Origin of the sequence: Asanoa hainanensis (genome assembly GCF_900188485.1) — a bacterium.
Classification (GTDB): Bacteria; Actinomycetota; Actinomycetes; order Mycobacteriales; family Micromonosporaceae; genus Asanoa; species Asanoa hainanensis.
The window spans coordinates 146624-169767 of record NZ_FZPH01000010.1 but is presented as its reverse complement, the minus strand read 5'-3'; the positions used below and the strand labels follow the sequence as shown (position 1 = coordinate 169767).

16 protein-coding genes are annotated in these 23144 nt (G+C 71.5%); 5 read left to right on the top strand and 11 right to left on the bottom strand.

What is annotated here, in order from left to right; genetic code table 11:
- Window positions 1-36 precede the first annotated feature (36 nt).
- Window positions 37-1221, bottom strand: a complete 1185-nt coding sequence (locus CHC05_RS23885; RefSeq protein WP_089252536.1) for a DNA polymerase III subunit delta' — start codon at window positions 1219-1221, stop codon at window positions 37-39.
- Entirely contained in the window at window positions 1214-3388 is a 2175-nt protein-coding gene (gene tmk / locus CHC05_RS23880; protein WP_089252809.1) for a dTMP kinase, read from the bottom strand. The genes CHC05_RS23885 and tmk overlap by 8 nt, the downstream gene beginning before the upstream one ends.
- A gap of 325 nt (window positions 3389-3713) precedes the next feature.
- Here tmk and CHC05_RS23875 point away from each other — a divergent pair, with 325 nt between their 5' ends.
- Window positions 3714-4907, top strand: a complete 1194-nt coding sequence (locus tag CHC05_RS23875) for an amino acid deaminase/aldolase (RefSeq protein WP_089252534.1) — start codon at window positions 3714-3716, stop codon at window positions 4905-4907.
- A 5-nt stretch (window positions 4908-4912) separates the two neighbouring features.
- Here the strand turns inward: CHC05_RS23875 and CHC05_RS23870 are convergent, their stop codons facing one another.
- The gene (locus CHC05_RS23870; protein WP_089252532.1) at window positions 4913-5542 is read right to left on the bottom strand and encodes a TetR/AcrR family transcriptional regulator; all 630 of its coding nucleotides are present in this window, start codon (window positions 5540-5542) and stop codon (window positions 4913-4915) included.
- Between the two features lie 182 nt (window positions 5543-5724).
- Here CHC05_RS23870 and CHC05_RS23865 point away from each other — a divergent pair, with 182 nt between their 5' ends.
- Entirely contained in the window at window positions 5725-7047 is a 1323-nt protein-coding gene (locus tag CHC05_RS23865; RefSeq protein ID WP_425426834.1) for a D-arabinono-1,4-lactone oxidase, read from the top strand.
- Between the two features lie 25 nt (window positions 7048-7072).
- On the opposite strand, the gene CHC05_RS23860 is transcribed toward CHC05_RS23865, so the two are convergent.
- Window positions 7073-7780: a PP2C family protein-serine/threonine phosphatase gene (locus CHC05_RS23860; RefSeq protein ID WP_089252807.1), complete on the bottom strand. Its 708-nt coding sequence runs from the start codon at window positions 7778-7780 to the stop codon at window positions 7073-7075.
- A gap of 65 nt (window positions 7781-7845) precedes the next feature.
- Between CHC05_RS23860 and CHC05_RS23855 the strand changes: the two genes are divergently transcribed.
- Window positions 7846-8832, top strand: a complete 987-nt coding sequence (locus CHC05_RS23855) for an AAA family ATPase (RefSeq protein ID WP_089252528.1) — start codon at window positions 7846-7848, stop codon at window positions 8830-8832.
- Between the two features lie 115 nt (window positions 8833-8947).
- Window positions 8948-12061, top strand: a complete 3114-nt coding sequence (locus CHC05_RS23850) for a M14 family metallopeptidase (protein ID WP_089252526.1) — start codon at window positions 8948-8950, stop codon at window positions 12059-12061.
- Window positions 12062-12215: 154 nt separating this feature from the next.
- Here CHC05_RS23850 and CHC05_RS23845 read toward each other — a convergent pair whose 3' ends face one another.
- From CHC05_RS23845 to CHC05_RS23815, 7 genes are all read right to left on the bottom strand, one after another.
- Window positions 12216-13016: a GNAT family N-acetyltransferase gene (locus CHC05_RS23845; RefSeq protein WP_089252524.1), complete on the bottom strand. Its 801-nt coding sequence runs from the start codon at window positions 13014-13016 to the stop codon at window positions 12216-12218.
- Between the two features lie 10 nt (window positions 13017-13026).
- On the bottom strand, window positions 13027-15858 hold the full coding sequence (gene topA / locus CHC05_RS23840) for a type I DNA topoisomerase (RefSeq protein WP_089252522.1): 2832 nt from the start codon (window positions 15856-15858) through the stop codon (window positions 13027-13029).
- A gap of 175 nt (window positions 15859-16033) precedes the next feature.
- Entirely contained in the window at window positions 16034-16621 is a 588-nt protein-coding gene (locus CHC05_RS23835) for a hypothetical protein (RefSeq protein WP_089252520.1), read from the bottom strand.
- The gene (locus tag CHC05_RS23830; RefSeq protein WP_089252518.1) at window positions 16612-17133 is read right to left on the bottom strand and encodes a hypothetical protein; all 522 of its coding nucleotides are present in this window, start codon (window positions 17131-17133) and stop codon (window positions 16612-16614) included. Before CHC05_RS23830 ends, CHC05_RS23835 begins: the two co-directional genes overlap by 10 nt.
- Before the next feature lie 78 nt (window positions 17134-17211).
- Window positions 17212-19584 carry a sodium-translocating pyrophosphatase gene (locus CHC05_RS23825; RefSeq protein ID WP_089252516.1) on the bottom strand — a complete coding sequence of 791 codons (2373 nt, stop codon included), beginning with the start codon at window positions 19582-19584 and terminating at the stop codon, window positions 17212-17214.
- Between the two features lie 200 nt (window positions 19585-19784).
- Window positions 19785-20222, bottom strand: a complete 438-nt coding sequence (locus CHC05_RS23820) for an ATP-binding protein (RefSeq protein ID WP_089252514.1) — start codon at window positions 20220-20222, stop codon at window positions 19785-19787.
- Window positions 20219-20566 (bottom strand): STAS domain-containing protein, encoded by a 348-nt coding sequence (locus CHC05_RS23815; protein WP_089252512.1) that lies wholly within the window; start codon window positions 20564-20566, stop codon window positions 20219-20221. Before CHC05_RS23815 ends, CHC05_RS23820 begins: the two co-directional genes overlap by 4 nt.
- 115 nt (window positions 20567-20681) lie before the next feature.
- Here CHC05_RS23815 and CHC05_RS23810 point away from each other — a divergent pair.
- A partial coding sequence (locus CHC05_RS23810; RefSeq protein WP_089252510.1) for a DEAD/DEAH box helicase occupies window positions 20682-23144 on the top strand: 2463 nt, incomplete at its 3' end.

Sequence of the window (23144 nt, the reverse complement as noted above, 5' to 3'; positions counted from 1 at the left end):
CTGCGAGCAGCGGGGCGAAACCCCGCCTGTGGATAACTACCGCCAGAGGGAGAGCATCATCGCTTCTACGGCGATGCGGGGCTTGACGTTGGCCTCGATCGCCGTGCGGCATTCGAGGACCGCTTCCAGGCGGCGCAGTGCGTCGTCGGGTGACCACTTGCGGGCCGCGGCCTCCGCCAGCGGCGTCGCGTCGGTGTGGACCGGAGCGACCGGCGCCGCGAGCGTGCGGACCAGCACGTCACGATAAAAGCCGGCCAGGTCGACCAGCGCGCGGTCGAGGGCGTCGCGCTGCGCGCGGGTGGCCCGCGACTTCTGTCGCTTCTCCAGGTCTTTGAGCTGGCCGGCGGCGCCCCGGATCGCGCCGGTCGCGCCGCGGCCCGTGCCGCCGGCGCCGAGTGCGGTCTCCAGCGCGCTGCGTTCGCTGCTGTCCATCTCGGACACCGCGGCCTCCGCCTCGGCCTCGGCCGCCTCGATCAGCGCCGACGCGGCGTCGAAACAGGCACCGACGCCGGTCAGCCGGCGCGGTACGGCCAGCACCGCCTCGCGGCGACGGCGGGCGTCGGCGTCGCGGGCCAGCCGGCGGGCCCGGCCGACGTGCCCCTGGGCGGCCGCGGCGGCCCAGGCGGCGGTGTCGGGCTCCACGCCGTCGCGGGACGTCAGCACCGAGGCGACCGCGAGGGCGCGCGGCTGGCGCAGGGTGACCACCCGGCAGCGGGACCGGATCGTCACGGAGATGTCGTCGGGATGCGTCGAGGGCGTGCAGAGCAGGAAAACGGTGCGCGGGGGCGGTTCCTCGATCGCCTTGAGCAGCGCGTTGCCGGCCTGCTCGGTGAGCCGGTCGGCGTCTTCGATGACCACCACCTGCCAGCGGCCGCCGGTCGGTGAGCTGGCCGCCCGGAGCACCAGCGCGCGCATCTCGTTGACGCCGATGGACAGCCCGTCCGGGGTGACCATCCGCACGTCGGCGTTGGTGCCGGCGAGGGTGGTGTGGCAGCCGGTGCACTCCCCGCAGCCCACCCCGGTGGCGCACTGCAGCGCCGCGGCGAGGGCCCGGGCGGCGACCGAGCGGCCGGAGCCGGGCGGACCCGTGAAGATCCACGCGTGCGTCATCGCCGATCCGGTGCCCGAGCCGTCGAGGATGGCCACCGCACCCGCCGCCGCGCGGCGCAGGGTGTCGACGGCCTCTTCCTGCCCGACCAGGTCGGCGAAGACGTCAGCCACGTGGTTCCAACTCCCGATCTGGTGGCGGCACGGCACGCTGGGCACTCAGCGCGGACGGCTTGCCGTCGTCAGGGGCCGGGCCGTCGGGTGAAGACTCGTCCGTGGCCGGCTCGCCCCGGCTCGCCGCCTCGGCTATCGAGGCTATCTCCTCCTCGGAGAGCTCCGGCTCGGTCGTGGTGTCGGGCTGCTTGGCCGGGCCGGGGTGCTCCGGGCCAGGGTCGCCGAGCATCGGCGTCACGCGGTCGAACACGGCGAGCGCGATCTCGTCGGCGGGCCGGGTCGCGTCGAGCACCAGGTAGCGGCGCGGGTCACCGGCGGCCAGGTCGAGGAACGCGTAGCGGACCCGCTCGTGGAACGAGAGCGCCTCGGTCTCCAGCCGGTCGTGGGCGCCGCGGGCGGCGGCGCGGGACAGGCCGACCGTCGGCTCGATGTCGAGCAGGACCACCAGGTCGGGCTTGAGGCCGCCGGTCGCCCAGGACGAGAGCCAGGACACCTCTTCGACCGGCAGCGTACGACCGGCGCCCTGATAGGCCAGGGAGGAGTCGACGTAGCGGTCGCTGACCACCACCGCACCGCGGGCCAGTGCCGGCCGGACGACGGTGGCGACGTGGTTGGCGCGGTCGGCCGCGTACAACAGCGCCTCGGATCGGGGTGACAGCTCGCTGTCGCCCTCGAGCACCATCTCGCGGATCCGCCGCCCGATCTCGGTCGCGCCCGGCTCGCGGGTGACCACGACGTCGCGGCCCTCCGCCCGCAGTGCGTCGGCCAGCGCGGCGACCTGGGTGGACTTGCCGCTGCCCTCGCCGCCCTCGAAGACCACGAACACGCCGCGCCAGGCGGACGGCTCGGAGGCGGAGAGTGGCCGGCCGCGCATCGAGCCCCAGAGGTCGGCCAGCACGCCGACGCCGGGCTTGTCGTCCATCTGCTTGAACGCGCTGATGCCGGAGAGGATGCCGGCGACGCCGGCGATCAGCAGCAGCAGGCGGGTCGATGAGATGGAGACGCCCAGCGAGGCCATCTCCAGCTTGCGCGAGCCGCCGACGCCGACCAGCAGGCTGCTCAGGGCGATCGCGATCATCAGCACGACCCGGGTGCCGGTCTGCACGACCGCGAAGACCCGCCCCCGCACCTCGTCGGCGACCTCGATGCCGAGCAGCGTGATGCCGGCCAGGAAGGCCATGCCCGCTCCGGCACCGACCAGGACCGCGCCGACGATCGCCATCGAGAGGTGGATCGAGGCGGCGAGGACGATCACGGACGCGGCGGCGAGCACGATGCTCATGCCGAACCAGCGGCGCCGCGAGAGGTCCTTGATGATCGCCGGACCGAGGCCGATGCCGACCGAGAGCCCGATGAACAGGAACGCGAAGAGCAGGTAGAAGGCGGCGTCACCGGCGCTGAGGGACTGGGTGAAGAACCGGGCGGTGCCGATCACCACGCCGCCGCCGGCGAAGGCGCCGAAGATGCCCAGCACGAGGCCGCGTACCAGTGGCGAGTTGCCGATGAACTTCCAGCCGTCGACGAACTGCCGCAGCATGCTGGTGTTCTCGCGGTCCCCGGGTGCGGTGCGGCCGCTGATCTCCTTGATGCCGTAGAACACCACGATCGCCGTGGCCAGCCGGGAGAACGCGTTGAACCAGAGCGCGAGTTGGGCGGGCTCGGCCCAGTCCGCCGGCGCGGTGCCGGTGATGCCGCGGACGCTGGCGTCCAGGGCGGCCAGGCCGACGGCCGCGAGCACCGGCGTGAGGCCGTACGTGGTGATCAAGGTCAGCTGGTTGGAGACCTCGAGGCGGGACTTGGGGATCAGGTTGGGTACCGCGGCCTCCTTGGCCGGGATCCAGATCAGCGTGATGGCCTCGATCATGAAGGTGGCGATCGCCGCCCAACCGACGACGATCCCGCCGGAGAAGCCGAGCAGCGCGACCACCGGGATCGACGCGAACAGCACGAACCGCAGCAGGTCGCAGATGACCATCGTGTAGCGGCGGTCGAACCGGTCGGCGAGCACGCCGGCCACCGGCCCGAGCACGAGCGCGGGCAGCAGCCGCACGGCGATCACGCCACCGAACGCCAGGCCCTTCGCGGTGTCGCCGCTGACCTGGGCCGACGCGAAGATCGAGGTGGCCAGCAGGCCGAGCCAGTCGCCGAGGGACGCCACACCGAGCACGAGCCACAGCCGGCGGAACGGGCGGATCCGGAGCACGGCACGCAACGCGCTGACGCCGGAGAGGTCCACCTGCTGCGAGCGATTGGCGGCGGCGCTCCCGGACCGGGCAGGCCGCTCTTCTAACTCTTCGCCGCTCACGTTCGTGTCGATGGCCGTACCTCCGCGTCCGGCCCATCGCTGGGCTCCCCCGGACCACACTTTAGCGGCGCGGACGACCTCGCCCACCCCGACATTCCCCTGACCCTGGCTGCCCTGATACGCCTCAGAGGGCCCCGTAGTACGCGAGGGTGTTTCGCATTGCGAGCCCACCCGCTACCGTGCAGATGTGTCCGGAACCTCCCAAAGAGAAACTCTCGACAAGGCGACCGCGGAACTCGATCCGCCCTTCGCCGTCGTGGACCTCGCCGCGTTCGACGCCAACGCGGATGCGCTGGTGGAGCGGGCCGGCGGCAAGCCGCTGCGGGTGGCCAGCAAGTCGGTGCGCTGCACCGAGCTGCTCACCCGCGTGCTGCGCCGGCCGGGCTGGCAGGGGGTGCTGGCATACACGCTCGCCGAAGCCAACTGGCTCGTGCGCAGCGGCGTTACGGATGACGCCGTCGTCGCCTATCCGACTGCGGACCGGGCCGCCCTGCGTGACCTGGCCCACGACGACCGGCTGCGGGCCGGCGTCACCCTGATGGTGGACAGTGTCGAACAGCTCGACCTCATCGCATCGGTGACGGCCGAGACCGAGATCCGGCTCTGCATCGACCTCGACGCGTCCTACCGGCTCGCCGGCGGCCGGGTGCACCTCGGCGTGTTCCGCTCTCCGGTGCGCGAGCCCGGCCAGGCCCGCACGCTCGCCGAGACCATCGCCAAGCGTCCTGGATTCCGGTTGGTCGGCATCATGTCGTACGAGGCCCAGATCGCCGGCCTGGGCGACGCGCCACCCGGCCGGCGCGCCCGGGGGCTGGCCATCCGGGCCATCCAGCGCCGCTCCTACCGCGAGCTGCTGGCGCGGCGCGGCGCCGCGGTCGACGCGGTGCGGGCCGTCGCGGACCTCGAGTTCGTCAACGGCGGCGGCACCGGCAGCGTACGCCTCACGGGCGCCGACCCCTCGGTCACCGAGATCACCGCCGGCTCGGGCCTCTATGGACCGACCCTGTTCGACGCGTACACCGCCTGGCGCCCGACCCCGGCCGCGTTCTTCGCCCAGCCGGTGGTCCGCCGGCCCGGGCCGGGCGTCGTGACCGTGCTGGGCGGCGGCTGGATCGCCTCCGGCCCGACCGAGCCGAGCCGGCAGCCGACGCCCTGGCTGCCCCGCGGGCTGAAGATGATCGGCACCGAGGGCGCCGGCGAGGTGCAGACGCCCCTGCGCGGCGCCGCCGCCGACGAGCTGCGGGTCGGCGACCGGGTCTGGTTCCGCCATGCGAAGGCCGGTGAGCTCTGCGAGCACGTCAACGAGCTGCACCTGGTCGAGGACGGCGCCGTGACGGCCGTGGCCCGCACCTACCGAGGTGCGGGCCACGCCTTCCTCTGAACGGGTTACACCGAGACGTGCCGGTGCAGGTACTCGCGGATCAAGGCCTTGGCCTCCGCCAGCACCTGCTCGTCGCCGTCGGTGCGGCGACGGAACGCCAGCTTGATCAGCGCGTCGGCCGCCTCGACGGCGATCTCCAGCGCGAACCGCAGGCGTGGCTCGTCGGCCACGTGGAACTGCTCGACGAGCAGCCGGGCGAGCTGCTCGGCGATGACCGCGTTGTTGTCGCGCTCCTCGTCGAGCAGGTGCACGTCGACGACGTCGCCGAAGTGCAGGGTCCGGAAGCCGGGCACGGTGCGGTGCATCTCGATGTATTCGTCGATGCCCGCGTCGACGCCTTCCCACCAGTCAGCGAACGTGCCGCTGCCGAAGCGGTTGGCCAACCGCTCCAGATAGGCCTCCATGTTGCGCAGCGTGAGTGCCTGCACGATGGCCCGCTTGTCGGGGAAGAACTGGTAGACGGAGCCGATCGCCACTTCGGCGCGCTCGGCGAGCAATGTGGTCGTCAGGCCCTCGTAGCCGACCTCGTCGACGATCTCGGCGCACGCATCGAGCATCCGCTGAACGCGGGCCACGCTGCGGCCCTGCACCGGCACCCGGCGCAGGGGGCCCGTGGTGACGGCTGATGTCGTCATGCCTCACCACATCCTTCCTCTTTCGGCCCCGCCGCGCGGGGGGAACGTTACTCGGCTCAACGAGCAACCCGGATGAGAGGTATTCAGCAGAAGGGCGGTATTTGCAGGGAGTACGGGGTGCGACGCTCTTACGCGCGGAACCAAACACTGATATGAAGGCTATTCATATTATGGAGGGCGCCGTGACCGCGAGTCGAGCAACCGCGACCAGCGTGCCGCAATGGCGCAACTGGGCGGGCAACCAGCGGGCGACGACGCGCGAGACGCGTCCGTCCGGACTCGACGAGCTCGCCGCGATCGTCACCGAGGCCGCGGCCGCCGGGGAGCGGGTCAAGCCGGTCGGGTCGGGGCACTCGTTCACCGACATCGCCGTCACGGACGGCGTACGCGTCGACCTGGCGGCGCTGCCCGGTCGGGTCGACGTCGACCGGGAGCACCGCCGGGTGACCGTGCCGGCGGGCATGACGCTGGCGACGCTCAACGGCTTGCTCACCACCCACGGCCTGGCGCTGCCCAACCTCGGCGACATCGACGCGCAGACGATCGCCGGCGCCATCTCCACCGGGACGCACGGCACCGGCGCGGCGTACGGCTGCCTGTCCACGTTCGTCGCCGGCCTCACCCTGGTGACCGGCACCGGCGAGGTGCTGCGCTGCGACGAGCGGACCAACCCCGAGGTGTTCAGCGCGGCCCGGGTCGGCCTCGGCGCGCTCGGCGTGCTCACCGAGGTGACCCTCCAGTGCGTCGACGCGTTCACCCTGCGGGCGCACGAGCGCCCCGGCCGGGTGGCCGACGTGCTGGCCGACTGGCCGGCGCTGGTCGCCGACAACGACCACTGCGACCTCTACTGGTTCCCGTACACCGATCGGGTCCAGGTCAAGACGAACAACCGGGTGCCGGCCGACGACCGCCCGCTGCCCGGCTGGCGCGGCTGGCTCGACGACGACTTCCTCGCCAACACCGTCTTCGCGGGCGTCTGCCGGCTGGGCCGCGCGGTGCCCGCCGCGGTCGGCCCGATCAACGCGATCTCGGCCCGGGCGCTCACCGAGCGGGTCTACACCGGACGGTCCGACGCGGTCTTCTGCACGCCGCGCCGGGTGCGGTTCACCGAGATGGAGTACGGCCTGCCCCGCGACGCGTTCCCGACGATGCTCGGCGAGCTGCCCAAGATCATCGACCGGCTGCCGTTCAAGGTGCAGTTCCCGGTCGAGGTGCGGTTCACCGCCGGCGACGACATCCCGCTGTCGCACGGGTACGGGCGGGACTCCGTCTACGTCGCCGTGCACCAGTTCGCCGGCGCGCCGTACGAGCCGTACTTCCGGGCCGTCGAGGCGCTCGCCCGCGAGCTGGGCGGCCGCCCGCACTGGGGAAAGCTGCACTACCGGGACGCCGAGTCGCTGCGCCCGGTCTACCCACGGTTCGACGAGTTCGTCGCGTTGCGCGACCGGCTTGACCCGCACCGGGTGTTCGCCAACGCGTACACGGAGCGTGTCCTAGGAGCCTGAGCAGCGGAAACGTCGGCTGTTCCCCTTATGCCTCCGCGACGTCGGCGACGACGACGGTGACGTTGTCGTACGTGCCCGCCGCCAGCGCGAGCGCCACGAGTTCCTTGGCGCACGCGTCCAGGTCGCGGACCTCCCGCAGCGTCCGCCCGATGACGACGTCCTCCACGTAGTCGGACAGCCCGTCGCTGCACAGCAGCAGCCGGTCGCCGGCCTCCACCGGCAGCAGGGCGGTCGCCGCGCGGTAGCTCTCGCCCTGCACGGCCTGCGTGATCATCGAGCGGCGCGGGTGCCCCCGGGCCTCCTCGGCGGTCAACGCGCCCCGGTCGACCAGGAGCTGGACGAACGTGTCGTCCCGGGTCAGCCGCACCATCTCGGTGGCGCCGGCGGCGAGCAGGTAGCCGCGCGAGTCGCCGACGTGCAGCAGCCCGAGCTGGTCGCCGTGCAGCAGGCCGGCGGTGACGGTGGTGCCGGCGCCCTGCCCCTCCGCGGCGATCTGGGCGTTGGCCCGCGCGACCGCCTCGGCCAGGGCCGCGGCGGGGTCGACGCTGTCGACCTCCTCCAGCTCGCCCAGCGTGGAGATGACGATCTCGCTGGCCATCTCACCCGCCGGCATGCCACCGACGCCGTCGGCGATCACCACCAGGCGGCGGCCGGCGAACGCGGCGTCCTCGTTGTTGGGCCGGGCCGGGCCGACGTCGGTCACGGTCACGGCCTGCAAGATCAAGGGCGGCATGGTTACGAGCATCTCAAACCCGTCGATCGCAGTCTCTACGCAGTATTTCGTAGGGTGTGTGCGTGATGCCGGTGACGCTGGTCGGTCGGACGCGGGAACGCGCCGAGCTGGCTGCCGCCTGGGCTCAGGCGGCCGACGGTGCCACCGGCCCCCAGGTCGCGGTGCTGACCGGGGACCCCGGCACCGGGAAGAGCGCCCTCGTCGCGGCCGCGCTGGCCGACCTCGACCCCGCTCCGGTGACCGTGCTGCACGGCCAGGCCCGGATCCACTCCCCGGCACCGTACGACTGGCTGGCCGCCGTGCTCAGCGGCCGCGACACCCGTGGCCTGCCGGCACCGGGGCCGGCGCTGGCCTGGCTCGCCCAGCACGACGCCGCCCCGGTCGAGCGGTTCGCGCCCGGCGCCCTGCTCCGGGTCGCCACCCGGGTGGTCCGCGCGCTGGCCGGCACCGGCCCGGCCGTGCTCGTGGTCGAGGACCTGCACGCGCTCGACCCCGCCAGCCTCAACCTGGTCGCTGACCTGGCCGCCGCACCCGGCCTGCCGGCCCTGCTGCTGGTGACGAGCCGGCCGAGCGCCGACCCGCTGGTCGCCCGGACATTGGCCCGGCTCGCCGGGACACCCGGCGCGGTGCGCCAGCACCTCGGGCCGCTCCGGCCCGCCGACGTCGCCGAGGTGCTGGCCCAGGTCTACCCGGGGCTGGACATCGGTGCAGGGGCAGCCCGGGAGGTGTGGGACCGCACCGCCGGCAACGCGTACCGGCTGACCGAGCTCATCGCCACCACGGCGGCCGACGACGTGGCCACGCTGCTGCGCGAGCCCGCCGACGGCGGCCCTGATCTCACCGCGCGCGAGGCCGAGGTGCTGGTCTGCCTGCGCGACGGGATGGCCAACAAGCAGATCGCCCGGGCCCTGGGCATCTCCGTGCGTACCGTCACCGTGCACGTCTCCAACCTGCTGCGCAAGACCGGCACGGCCTCCCGGACCGAGGCCGCGCTCTGGGCCGTCCGCCACACCGACCGGACTCCGTCGTTGACCCCGCGTAGCCAGCCGTAAACCGTAGGGATTCGTCAAGGGTCGCGATCCATTGACCCTCGCCTACGCAGTCGGCAGGCTCCACATTGGTGCTCTTCGAAGGGGAGGAGCCCCTTGTCATGAGCGAGGGGGATGGATGAGATCGAGACGATGGCTGGCGGCGTTGACCGCTGCCACGCTGGTCACCGCGTTTGTCGCGGTGTCGCCGGCTCGGGCGGCGGAGCCCAACGCGGCTGACCGCCTCGAGGTGTATGTCGGGACGGTGACGCCGGCCCAGCTCGAGGAGCTGCGCAAGGCGGGCGTCGACGCCGGCGAGGCGACCGTCGGGGCCGATGGCGCCAACACCAAGGTCGAGACCGTGCTCAGCAAGCGCGAGGCCGACCGGCTCGCCGACCAGGGCGTGAAGCTGGCGGTCAAGAAGATCCGTGGCAAGGTGGCTTCGCAGGTGCTGCGCGAGCAGGCGGCAGCCGGCTGGGAGGCCTTCCGGCCGTACAACGAGCCGGGCGGCATCCGCGACGAGCTCGTCGCCACCGCGGCCCGCTACCCGAAGCTCACCGAGGTGGTCAACTACGGGCGCTCCACCCAGGGCAAGCAGCTCACCGCGGTCCGGGTGACGAAGAACGCCGACAACGTGCGCGACGGCTCCCGCCCCGCGACGCTCTATGTCGGCGCTCAGCACGCCCGTGAGTGGATCACCGTCGAGATGACGCGGCGCCTGCTGCACTACGTGCTCGACAACTACGGCAAAGACCCGGTGATCACCAACCTGGTCGACAAGACCGAGCTGTGGTTCGTGCCGGTCGTCAACCCGGACGGCTACGACTACACGTTCACCCCCGACAACCGGCTGTGGCGCAAGAACCTGCGTGACAACGACGGTGACGGCCAGATCACCTCCGTCGACGGCGTCGACCTCAACCGCAACTTCGGCTACAAGTGGGGCTACGACAACGAGGGCTCGTCGCCGCAGATCACCAGCGACACGTACCGCGGGCCGGGTCCCGACTCCGAGCCGGAGACCAAGGGGCTGCACTCGCTCTACAGCAAGATCCGGCCCGAGTTCTTCATCAACTACCACTCGGCCGCCCAGCTCCTGCTCTACGGCGTGGGCTGGCAGGTCAGCACCCCGTCGCCGGACGACGTCATCTCGATCGCGATGGCCGGCGACGACGACCACCCGGCGGTGCCCGGCTACGACCCGGACATCTCGGCCGAGCTCTACACCACCAACGGTGACGCCGACTCGGGCCTGTCGGCCCGCTGGGGCGGCCTGGGCTTCACGCCGGAGATGAGCACCTGCACGGCGGCGGCCAACTCGGTGCCCGACGACGAGTGGCTCGCCGAGGACTGCGTCAGCGACTTCATCTTCCCGGACGACGAGGGCCTGATCCAGGCGGAGTTCGAGAAGAACATCCCGTTCGCGATCGCGACCGGACGCTCGGCGCTCGACCCGGACGACCCGATCTCGGTGGTCGGCCGCACCACGCCGGACTTCGTCGTCGACAAGTTCGACGTCTCCTACGGCACCAAGCAGCCGGTCGCGGTGATCGCCAGGCGGGCGCTCAAGAACGTCCGGATGCACTATGTCGTCAACGGCGGCCGGCCCCGCACCGCGAACGTCCGCGAGTGGCGTGGCGGTGAGCGCTACGGCAACGAGGGCCGCGACTACTACGCCGAGCTGCGCGGCAAGGTGACCGGCACCAAGAAGGGCGACTCGGTCGAGGTCTGGTTTACGGGCAAGAAGCCCGGCAAGGGCGCGGTGGCCAGCGAGCACTTCACCTACACGGTGTCGCAGGACATCGGCGGCGACGTGCTGGTGCTGGCGGCCGAGGACGTGACCGGCATCAGCCCGGTGCAGACCGGCGCCACGTCGGCCAAGTACGCCGACGAGATGGTGGCCTCGCTGACCGCCGCGGGCCGCAGCAGCGACGTCTACGACTTCGACACCCGCGGCCGCAAGGCACCCCACCCGCTGGGCGTGCTGTCGCACTACAAGGCCGTCGTGTGGGAGACCGGCGACGACATCATCCCGCGGTCGCAGGGTCAGGTCGGCGGCACGGCGACGAAGGCGGCGTTGGACACCGAGTTGGCCGTCCGCGACTACGTCAACGAGGGCGGCAAGATCTTCATCACGGGCAAGTACGCGATGTACGCCCAGGGGATCAACGGCGCCTACTACTACGAGCCGGACTTCCCGACTCAGCCCGAGTGCACGAGCCCGAGCGACCCGCCGTGCCTGCCGCTGTTCAACGACTTCCAGCAATATTACTTGGGTGCGTACGCGTACATCGACGGCTCGGGTTCCGACGACGACGGCAACCCGCTCCCGCTCAGTGGCAGCAAGGGGCGGTTCACCGGCTTCACCGGCACCCTCAACGCACCGGGCTCCGCGCAGAACCAGGACCACACCGCGTCGTTCCTGGCCACGTCGAGCGTCCTGCCGGAGGCCGACTTCCCGTGGTTCGGCCCCAGCTCGGCCCCGGTCGGTTGGGTCCGTCCGGGTGCGCCGCCGTTCGACCCGTACGAGGGCGACTACTACGCCTTCAGCGGGCGCGGTGACGAGGCCTACAAGCGGCTGAGCCGCACGGTCGACCTGGCCGGTGCCTCCAGCGGCGAGCTGCGCTTCTTCACCTCGTACGACATCGAGGCGAACTGGGACTTCCTGTTCGTCGAGGCGCGCGAGGTGGGCACCGAGAACTGGACGACGCTGGTCGACGCCAACGGCAAGACCGGCGACGACCCGGGAGACAGTTGTGCGGCCAACTCGCCGGGCCGGCTGCACCCGCAGCTCAACCACTACGTCACCTACCAGGGCGGCAACGCGCCGTGCCTCAACACCGGCACGACCGGCGACTGGCACGCGGCCACCGGCTCGTCCGGCGGCTGGAAGGAGTGGGTGACCGACCTGACCCCGTACGCGGGCAAGCAGGTCGAGCTGTCCATCACCTACATGACCGACTGGGGCACCGAGGGCCTGGGCGTGTTCGTCGACGACGTCCGCGTCACCCGCGATGGCCAGCCGTTCGCGTCGACCGGGTTCGAGACCGACCTCGGCGGCTTCGCGGTGCCCGGCCCTCCGCCGGGTTCCGGCCCGAACGTCACGGACTGGAGCCGGACCCAGCTCGGGTTCGAGGAAGGCGCCGTGATCGCCACCAGGGACAGCCTCTACTCCGGGTTCGGCTTCGAGGGCCTCGCGCCCGCGGAGCGCAACGACCTGGTCAAGCGGGCCATGCGTCACCTGCTGGGCTGAGTTGAACCGAAAGGGGCCCCGTCCGTCGGACGGGGCCCCTTCTCATTGCCCGCGCTGGCGCGCGGCGCCGGGTAGAGCGAGACGAACTTCTTCCAGGCCGCGAAACAGACCAGCACCTTGCCGGCCATGACGCCAGGATGCCCGATGCCGCCCGTCAGAACTCGAAAAGCTGGCGGTCTTCGACCGGCCGGTAGCCGATCTTGGTGTAGATCGAGTTGCTGGTCGGGTTGGACAGGTCGGTGAACAGCACCACCTCGTGCGGCAACGACCAGGCGCTCACCGCCGCCGTGACGGCGGACCCGTAACCGCGGCCGCGGTGCTGCCGCGGTGTGTAGACCGGACCGATCCGCACGACACCGCCGGCCGGCCGGCGCCTCCCAGCCAGGGCCACAGGGGTGCCGTCGACCTCCCACAGGCCGTAGGCGCCGTCCCGCACGCCCAGGTCGGCCGCCCGGCCCGGCGACGCCAACGGCTCGTGCAGCTCCTCGGCACACGTGGTCAGCCAGGCCACCAACAGGTCACGGTCGCCCGCGCCGGCGACCCGAGCCCGGCCGGCCACCACTGGCGGGACCAGTTCGCCCAGCCGGTAGAGGCGGGACCGGAGGCCGGGCCGCGCGGTGACGCCGGTGCGCCGGCACCAGGCATCCGCGAACGCGCGCGCCGCCTCGTCGGTGGAGTTGACGCCCGGCACGTCGTCGAGCAGCTCGGCCAGCTCCGTCGAAGCGGCGACGGTGGCCGATCCGCCGATCAGCAGCGCCCGCGGCGGCGTCCAGACGAAGGCGCTGCCGTCGGTGTGCCAGCCGAAGGCCGGCGGCGACCCGCCGGGGACGCCCCCGCCGGTGTCGGCGACCTTGGCCGCGATGGTCAGCAGCAGGGTGTTCTCGACCGGGCGGGCGCGCAGCGCGGCACCCGCCACGGCGTGGAACTCATCGACGTCCGACGTGGTGGACCACATCGGAGAGACGCTAGTCGGTCGTCTTCTTCGCCGCACTCGCCTTCTTCGGCGCTGCCTTCTTCGCGGCGGCGGTCGTCTTCTTGGCGGCCGTCGCCTTCTTCGCGGTGGTCTTCTTCGCCGCCGTCTTCTTGGCGGTCGTGGCCTTGGTGGTGGTCGCCTTCTTGGCCGCCGCCTTCTTGCGCGGCGCCGGGCCCTTGGCCCGCTTCTCGGCGAGCATCTCGGACGCCTGCTCGATCGACAGCGACTCCGGCGTCATGCCCCGGCGCAGCGACGCGTTGACCTCGCCGTCAGTGACGTACGGACCGAACCGGCCGTCCTTGATCACCAGCGGCTTCTCGGTCAGCGGGTCGTTGCCCATCTCGCGCAGCGGCGGGGCGGCCGCCCGGCGCTGCCGGGTCTTGGGCGCCGCCAGCAGCGCCTTGGCCTCGTCGAGGGTGACCGTGAAGAGCTTCTCCTCGGACTCCAGCGAGCGGAACTCGTCGCCCTTCTTCACGTACGGCCCGTAGCGCCCGTTGGCGGCCAGGATCTCGGCGCCCTCGTCGTCCTTGCCCACCACCCGGGGCAGCGACAGCAGCCGCAGCGCCTCCTCGAGCGAGAGCGCGTCCGGGGTGTGCGACTTGAGCAGCGACGACTTGCGCTCGCCGCTGGCCACGTACGGCCCGTAGCGGCCGGACTTGAGCACGATGTCTTCGCCGGTCTCGGGGTGGGTGCCCAGCGAGCGCTCGCCGCCCCCGCCCAGGAACAGCTCGTCGACCTTCTCCGGGGTGAGCTCGTCGGGCGCGAGGCCCTCGGGGATCGACGCCCGGTCCTCGTGGTCGGCGCTGCCACCGTCGCCGTTCTCACTGTGGCCGTTGGCCGCCGCGTGGTCGGTGCCGCGCTGCAGGTACGGGCCGTAGCGGCCGACCCGTACGACGATGTCGCGCCCCTGCTCGTCGCGGAACAGCGGGATCGAGTTGACGCTGCGCGCGTCGATCTCGCTGAGGTTGTCGGTGACGAGGCGCTTGAGCCCGCCCGAGGCGGCGATCGTGCCGTCGGCGGAGACGTCGCTGCCGAAGTAGAACGAGGTCAGGAAGTCGGCCGCGGCCATGTCGCCGCCGGCGATCTCGTCGAGCTCGTTTTCCATGGCGGCGGTGAAGTTGTAGTCGACCAGCCGGGGGTAGTGCCCCTCCAGCAGCCCTATCACCGCGAACGCCAGGAACGACGGGATCAGCGCCTGACCGCGCTTGACCACGTACCCCCGGTCCTGGATGGTCGCCATGATCGACGCGTACGTCGAGGGACGGCCGATGCCCAGCTCTTCGAGCTGCTTGACCAGCGACGCCTCGGTGTAGCGGGACGGCGGCTGCGTCGTGTGACCCAGCGCCTCGAGCTGCTCGGCGGTCAGCGGCTGGTCCTTGACCAGGTTGGGCAGCCGGCGCTCGGCGTCTTCGGCCTCGGCGGACTCGTCGTCGGAGGACTCGACGTAGGCCCGCAGGAAGCCCGGGTCGGTGATCGTCTTGCCGGTCGCGCCGAAGTCGGCCTCTTCACCGGTCGACGAGACGGCCCGGATCCGGATCGACACCGACATGCCGACCGCGTCGGTCATCTGCGACGCGATCGTGCGCCGCCAGATCAGCTCGTAGAGCTTGAACTCCTCGGCGGAGAGCTCCTTGGCCACCTCGCCGGGCGTGCGGAAGTGGTCGCCGGCGGGGCGGATGGCCTCGTGCGCCTCCTGGGCGTTCTTCACCTTGCCGGTGTAGCGGCGCGGCTCCGGCGGGACGCTGCCCTGGCCGTAGAGCTCGGCGATCTGCCGGCGGGCGGCAGCGATCGCGGTCTCCGACAGGTTGACGGAGTCCGTACGCATATAAGTGATGTAGCCGTTCTCGTAGAGCCGCTGCGCCGTGCGCATCGTCTGCTGCGACGAGAAGCGCAGCTTGCGCGCCGCCTCCTGCTGGAGCGTGGAGGTGATGAACGGCGCGTACGGCCGGCGCCGGTACGGCTTCTCCTCGACCCGGGTGACGGTGAACGGCCGGTCCTCGAGCCGGGCGGCCAGCCCACGGGCACCGGCCTCGTCGAGGTGGACCACCGCGGCGCCGGGCCGCACGTGACCCGTCGTGGGCTCGAAGTCCTTGCCGGTGGCGATCCGGTCGCCGTCGAGCGCGACCAGCGTCGCGGTGAAGGTGCGCGGACCCTCCTTGGCGGCGGCCGCGTCGACGGCGAGGGTCGCCTGGATGTCCCAGTAGCTCGCGGAGCGGAACGCCATCCGCTGGCGCTCGCGCTCGACCACGATGCGGGTCGCGACCGACTGCACGCGGCCGGCGGAGAGCCGCGGCATGACCTTCTTCCAGAGGACCGGCGACACCTCGTAGCCGTAGAGCCGGTCGAGGATCCGGCGGGCCTCCTGCGCGTCGACCAGGTCGCGGTCGATGTCGCGCGGGTTGGCCACGGCGGCCTGGATGGCCTGCCGGGTGATCTCGTGGAAGACCATCCGCTTGACCGGGACCTTGGGCTTGAGGGTCTCGACCAGGTGCCAGGCGATCGCCTCGCCCTCGCGGTCCTCATCCGTCGCGAGGAAGACCTCGTCGACCTCCTTGGCCAACTTGGTCAGCTTGGTGATCTGCTGCTTGCGGTCGGCGGAGACGACGTAGAGCGCGGCGAACCCGTTGTCGACGTCGACGCCGAGGCGCGCCCAGGGTAGGTCCTTGTATTTGGCAGGGACGTCCGCGGCGTTGCGCGGGAGGTCACGGATGTGGCCCAGGCTGGCCTCCACCACGTAGCCCGGGCCGAGATAGCCCGAGATCGTCTTTGCCTTCGCCGGTGACTCGACGATGACAAGACGGGTGCTCCTGGCGTTGCTCGGCACTGCACTCCCTCACATGTCCGTGGATGTCCAAGGTAACGCGCGGCATGGAGAGAAGGTCGCGATACTCCACGGCAGCACAGCGTCACGCTGGACGGCGACACCGTACACCCAGGTAGAAGGGTGACGGGTGCCACCGCACCGGAACCGGTGTCGATCGAACAGCTGAACAACACGTTCACCCAGGCCAGCATTCCCCCGGTGCGGGTAGTGGACGATCTCCGACAAGCTCCGCCAACCGGGCCAGTCGGCGCCGACCCGTCACCCGGTAGGCCGGACCACCGGCCCGCGGGCCGAGCAGCGCGGCTGGCAGGCCGACGGCGGCCAGTGCGGCACCGACCTGATCCCACTGGCCCTCGTCGTTAGCTCCCAATCTCAGGGCAAACCCGGATTCATCGGGCGCACCGGCCGCTGCCACCCAAAGCCGGAGCCTGCGCCCATCGAGGAAGAAACTGGGCGGCGGGCGCTTCACGGCACCGCGCAGCCACGCGACACCCAGGCCGGCGAGCGCCGTGGAATAAGAGGTACGCACGCCCAGGTGGCCCTCGACCTCGGTCGGCGACCAGGTCGGCGCCAGCCCGCGCCCGGTGAGCTCGGCGACCAGCACGTGCACCCGCCAGGCCGCGTCGACCACCACCGAGACCCGGGCCGTGCCGCCCATCCGCACCACCTGGCCGGGACCCGCGAGCAGGCCCGCGAGGTCTCCCGGCGTGGGTTCGCGGGCCTCGACGCCGAACAGCGAGAGCTGCCGCGGCGTCAGCGACACTCCGGTACCTCGTCGAAGGCGCGGGCCAACTCCGGCGAGTCGAGCTTGCTGGTGTCCAGCGCGCTGGCGTCGTACTCCTTGTTCAGGGTCTCGACCGCGACACCGACCCCGTCGTAGAACGCCGAGTCGGTGTCCAGGCCCTCGATGGTCCGCTTGGCCTTGCCGTAGGCGTCGCGCACGCCGGCCAGCGAGCCGACGAAGCCGTCGACGACCGCCGGGCCCTCGTCCACGTCGGGCACTCCCGCCTGCTCGACCTGCGACCGAGCGGTCTCACTGGCCTGCTCGGCACCGCCGAGCAACCGGACCAGGTTCTCTTTCGCCTGCGCCGGGGTGGTCTTGGCGGTCATCTGCTGCTGGGTGCCCGACGAGAGGGTGTCGATCTCGTCCCGCCAGGGACTCAACGCCTCGCACACGTCCGCCGCCCAGATCCGCGGGGCAGGCCGGTCGCCACCGCAGCCGGCGAGCGACAGCACGACCAACACCGCGGACAGGACTGCGCGAGGGGTACGCATGGGGTGCAGCATAGAAGCAACAGCCCCCGGCCGACGCGCCTGCGTCTGGCCGGGGGCTGTTACCGCGTGGGTGCCGGATCAGGCGTTCACGCGCTCCTCTTCGGAAGCGTCCGTGCCCTCATCCGCTTTTCCCGAATCGGCCTCCGACATGGCGATCGGCTTGCGCTTGCTGAACAGCACCGCACCGACGATCACGGCGACCGCGATGACGGCGATGCCGATCCGCAGGCCGGTGTTCGAGTCGTCGCCGACGCTGAACGTGATGACCGCCGGGGCGATCAGCAGCGCGACCAGGTTCATCACCTTGATGAGCGGGTTGATGGCCGGGCCGGCGGTGTCCTTGAACGGGTCACCGACGGTGTCGCCGATGACGGTCGCCGCGTGGGCCTCGGAGCCCTTGCCGCCGTAGTGGCCGTCCTCGACCAGCTTCTTCGCGTTGTCCCAGGCGCCACCGGAGTTGGCCAGGAAGACCGCCATCAGGGTGCCCGCGCCGATCGCACCGGCCAGGTAGGACGCCAGCGCGCCGGCACCGAGCCCGAAGCCGACCGCGATCGGGGCCAGGATCGCCAGCAGACCCGGGGTGAGCAGCTCGCGCTGCGCGTCACGGGTGCAGATGTCGACGACCTTGCCGTACTCCGGCCGCTGGGTGCGGTCCATGATCCCCGGGAACTCCCGGAACTGGCGACGGACCTCGACCACGACGGCGCCGGCGGACCGGGCCACCGCGTTGATCGCGAGACCGGAGAAGAGGAACACCACCGCGGCACCGACGATCAGGCCGACCAGGTTCCGCGGGTTGCTGATGTTCAGCAGGTTGAGGATGTAGTTGTCGACGTCGGCGATGCCGGCGTCGGTCAACGAGGTGGCCACCGAGCTCGTGTACGAGCCGAACAGCGCGGTCGCGGCGAGGACGGCCGTAGCGATCGCGATGCCCTTGGTGATGGCCTTCGTGGTGTTGCCGACCGCGTCGAGCTCGGTCAGCGTCTTGGCGCCGTCCTCGTCGATGTCACCGGACATCTCGGCGATGCCCTGCGCGTTGTCGGAGATCGGGCCGAAGGTGTCCATCGCGACGATGACGCCGACCGTGGTCAGCAGGCCGATGCCGGCCAGCGCGACCGCGAACAGCGACAGGATCAGCGAACCGCCACCGAGCAGGAACGCACCGAACACGCCGGCGCCGATCAGCAGCGCGGAGTAGACGGCCGACTCGAGGCCCACGCTGATGCCGGCGAGCACGACGGTGGCCGCACCGGTCTGCGAGCTCTTGCCGATGTCCTGCACCGGACGCCGCTCGACCTCGGTGAAGTAGCCGGTCAGCGCCTGGATGGCGGCGGCCAGCACGATGCCGATGACGACCGCGCCGATGGCGACCCAGCGCGGGTCGCGGGTGATGCCGGCGATCTCCGGGGACACCCCGTTGAACTCGGCGAACGACGGCTTGAGGTAGAACCAGGAGACCACCGCGACCACGACCGCGGAGATACCCGCCGAGATGTAGAAGGCGCGGTTGATCGCCTGCAGGCCGTTGCGGTCGCTGGCCCGGAGCCGGGTGATGAATACGCCGACGATCGCGATGATCGCGCCGATGGCGGAGACGATCAGCGGGAAGACCAGGCCGTCCTCGCCGAACGCGGCCCGGCCCAGGATCAGGGCGGCGACCAGGGTCACGGCGTACGACTCGAACAGGTCGGCCGCCATGCCGGCGCAGTCACCGACGTTGTCGCCCACGTTGTCGGCGATGGTCGCCGCGTTGCGCGGGTCGTCCTCCGGGATGCCCTGCTCGACCTTGCCGACCAGGTCGGCGCCGACGTCGGCGGCCTTGGTGAAGATGCCGCCGCCGACCCGCATGAACATCGCGAGCAGCGCCGCGCCGAAGCCGAAGCCTTCGAGCACGGTCGGCGCGTCGCCCTTGTAGAGCAGCACGACGAGGGTCGCACCGACCAGGCCGAGGCCGACGGTGAGGAAGCCGACGACGCCGCCGGTGCGGAACGCGATCTGCATCGCCTTCTCGCGGCCGCCGGTGGCTTCCCGGGCCGCGGCGGCGACCCGGAGGTTGGCGCGGGTGGCCAGGGCCATCCCGGCGCCGCCGATGAACGCGCTGAACACCGCACCGACGATGAAGAACGCCGAGCGGCCGAGCTTGACCATCGTCTCGTTGCCGTCCGCGCCGTGCACCGGCAGGACGAACAGCAGAACCACCGCGATCACGACGAAGATCGCGAGTGTTCTGAACTGGCGGCGCAGGTAGGCCGAGGCGCCCTCTTGGACGGCAGCGGCGATCTCCTGCATGTTGGTGGTGCCCTGACCAGTTGCCAGAACCGCCCGCCGAAGTGCGGCCGCGAAGCCAAGCGCCACAAGGGCGATGACCAGAGCCACGATCACGTACGAGAAGTTCGCGCTGGAGAGGGACAGCCCGCCGCCTTCGGCGGCCAAGGTCCCGGACCCGGACATCTATGTCCTCCAATAACCGACCAACGCGTCCCGCCGGAGGACTAGCCCGGCGTGGGACGTCTCCAGGTGGAGAGCAATGACGCACCTGACCGGACGGATGGCGAGGTCAGGGCGCTAGCTGATAACCCGCGTACTCTAGCCGTACACCGTGTCGGTATTCACATCGGCGCGGGGTTGTCGCGCACAAAACGTGATCTCTGCTAGCGCGCGACGGGCCAAACCATGCGGACTTCGGTGCCGATGCCCTCGTCGACGGGACGCACCTGGAGATCCTCGACCAATCCCGCGAGCAGGGCGAATCCGACACCGACGGTCAGCGCCTCGTCGGTCAGCGACTCCTTCGCCAGCTCTTCCGGCGGCAGCGCGGCGATGCCGAGGCCCGCCTCGATCGGCGCCCGGTCGATGACCCGCACGACGTAGTTGCCGCCGTCCGACATCTCGACCTGCACCAGGTTGGCCAGCCCGTACTGCCGGTGCAGCGCGACCGCCCGGGTGCACGCCTCACCGATCGCGAGCCGTACCTCGTCGAGCAGTTCCTCCGCGACCCCGGCGCGCCGAGCCACGGCCACGCCGACCAGGCGGGCGGTCCGGACATGCACCGGAGCGGGTGAAAAGGAAAGACGAACTGTCGCCATCACGCGGCCGGACCGGCCTCGGTTGCCGCGTCGACGGTCGCGAACAGGGGGAAGACCTGGTCGAGCGCGGTGATCCGGAAGATCTTCAGCAACGGCTCCTTGTCGCACACGAGGCTGAGGCCACCACCCGCGGCGCGCAGCCGCTTGAGCGCGCCGACCAGCACACCGAGCCCGGTGGAGTCGAGGAAGTCGACCCGGCCGAGGTCGACGACGATCTGCGTGGCGCCGGCGTCGATCAACTCGATCAGCCGTTCACGCAGGCGCGGAGCCGTGTAGACGTCGACCTCGCCGCCGACCTCCAGCACGGTGTGCTCGCCCTGGATCCGGGTCGAGAGCGACAGCTCCATCGAACGCCTCCCGCAGTCTTCGTCGTCCCTGCGATCTAACCATCGACACGCGGTGTACGCAGCGACGACCTGACCCGCCGTCGACTGATCAGTACATCAGTGCGAGAGTGCAGGCATGACCACCACGGTTGGAGGGCCGGCTGCCCTGCTCGCCGGCCTGCTCAGCCGGCCTCCGGTCACCCACGTCGAGGAGGTCGCCGCCCGGGCCGGCGACCCGGTTCCGTGGCCGTCGTGGGTCCCTCCTTCGGTGGTCTCCGCGTACGCGTCGCGTGGGGTCTCGGCTCCGTGGCGGCATCAGGCGGCGGCGGCCTCGCTGGCCTTCGAGGGTCGGCACGTGGTGGTCGCGACCGGCACGGCGTCGGGCAAGTCGCTGGCGTACCAGTTGCCTTCCCTGTCGCGGTTGGTTCTCGACCCCCGGGCCACCGCGCTTTATCTCGCGCCGACCAAGGCGTTGGCCGCGGACCAGTTACGCTCCGTGGCCGCGCTGTCCGTCGATGATGTACGCCCGGCGTCGTACGACGGTGACACGCCCCGGGCTGAACGGGAGTGGATCCGCCAGCACTCGCGTTTCGTCCTGACAAATCCCGACATGTTGCACCGAAGCATCCTGCCTGGGCATGCCGCCTGGGGCACGTTCCTGCGCCGGTTGTCGTTCGTCGTCGTCGACGAGTGCCACACCTATCGGGGCGTGTTCGGTTCGCATGTCGCGCACGTGCTGCGGCGGTTGCGGCGGGCGGCGGCGCGCTACGGGCGTACACCCGTGTTCGTGCTGGCCTCCGCGACGGCCGGTGATCCGGAGACGGCGGCCGCGCGGCTGACCGGCCTGCGGGTCGAGGCCGTCACCGAGGACGCGTCGCCGCGCGGTGGTGTGACGTTCGCGCTGTGGGAGCCGCCGCTGGAGCCGTCGGCCACGTCCGCGACCCCGGTCCGGCGGTCCGCGGTCCGCGAGACGGCGTCACTGCTGACCGACGCGGTGACCGCCGGTGTACGCACGGTCGCGTTCGTCCGCTCCCGCCGCGGCGCCGAGACGGTGGCGACCGTGGCGCGGCGCTCGCTGGAAGAGGTCTCCCCCGCGTTGGCCGGTCGGGTCGCCGCCTATCGGGCGGGCTATCTGCGCGAGGAGCGGCGCTCCCTCGAAGAGGGTCTGCTCTCCGGCTCGCTGCTCGGCCTCGCGTCCACGAACGCGTTGGAGCTCGGCGTCGACCTGGTCGGCCTGGACGCCGTGCTGATCTGCGGTTACCCCGGGACGCGCGCCTCGTTGTGGCAGCAGGCCGGCCGGGCAGGCCGAGCGGGCGACGACGCGCTGGCGGTCCTGGTGGCCCGCGACGACCCGCTCGACACGTATCTCGTGCACCACCCGGAAGCGCTGTTCGGCCAGGCGGTCGAGGCGACGGTGCTGGACCCGTCGAACCCGTACGTCCTGGGCCCCCAACTCTGCTGCGCGGCCGCCGAGGGCCCGCTGACCCAGGCCGATCTTTCCCTGTTCGGCCCCGCCGCCCTGCCGGTGCTGGAGGAGCTGGTCGCCGCGGGCCTGCTGCGGCGCCGCCCGTCGGGCTGGTACTGGCGCCCCTACAAACGCCCCGACGTCGACCTGCGCGGCAGCGGCGGCCAACCCATCTGCATCGTCGAGTCGTCGACCGGGCGCCTGCTGGGCATGACGGACGCGGCGTCGTCGCACTTCATGCTCCACGAGGGCGCGGTGTACGTGCACCAGGGCGCGTCGTACGTGGTCGACTCCCTGGATTTCGAAGACGGTTGCGCGCTGGTCCATGCCGACGAGCCGGACTACTCCACCCACGCCCGCGACGTGACCACCCTGTCGGTGGCCGGGGTCGGCTCGTCGGTGACCGCCGGCCCCGTCGCCATGCATCTGGGCGAGGTCGACGTGACCAGCCAGGTGGTGTCGTACCAACGCCGGCGCCACGGCTCCGGCGAGGTCATCGACACGCGGCCGCTGGACCTGCCGGCCCGCGAACTGCGCACGGTCGCGGTCTGGTTCACGGTGTCCCCCGACGCGCTGCCCTCTGTCGCCCAGGCCGACATACCCGGCGCGTTGCACGCCGCCGAACACGCCGCTATCGGTCTGCTGCCGCTGGTGGCGACGTGCGACCGCTGGGACATCGGCGGCATCTCCACGGCGAACCACCCGGACACGGGCCTACCCACGGTCTTCGTCTACGACGGCCACCCGGGCGGAGCGGGCTTCGCCGAACGAGCCTTCGCGGCGGCGTCCTCCTGGCTACGGGCGACCCGGGACGTGATCGCGGAATGCGGTTGTGAGGCTGGTTGTCCGTCGTGCGTGCAGTCCCCGAAGTGCGGCAACGGCAACAACCCCCTGGCCAAGGCCGAGGCGGTCAAGGTCCTGGACGTGGTCCTCGCCAACCTGGCGACCGCCACCACGGCGACGCACGGCACGACCGAACCTCCGAGCGCGGCGCTGGCGGCCACGGCGACCGAGCCGCCGTCGGAGGCGGAACCGATCGTGACCGGCGCGGCGGCGAACTCAAACCCGACGCACGATGCGGTCGCGGTGGCCGTTCCCGGCGCGACAACCGACGTGGTCCCGGTGACCGATCCC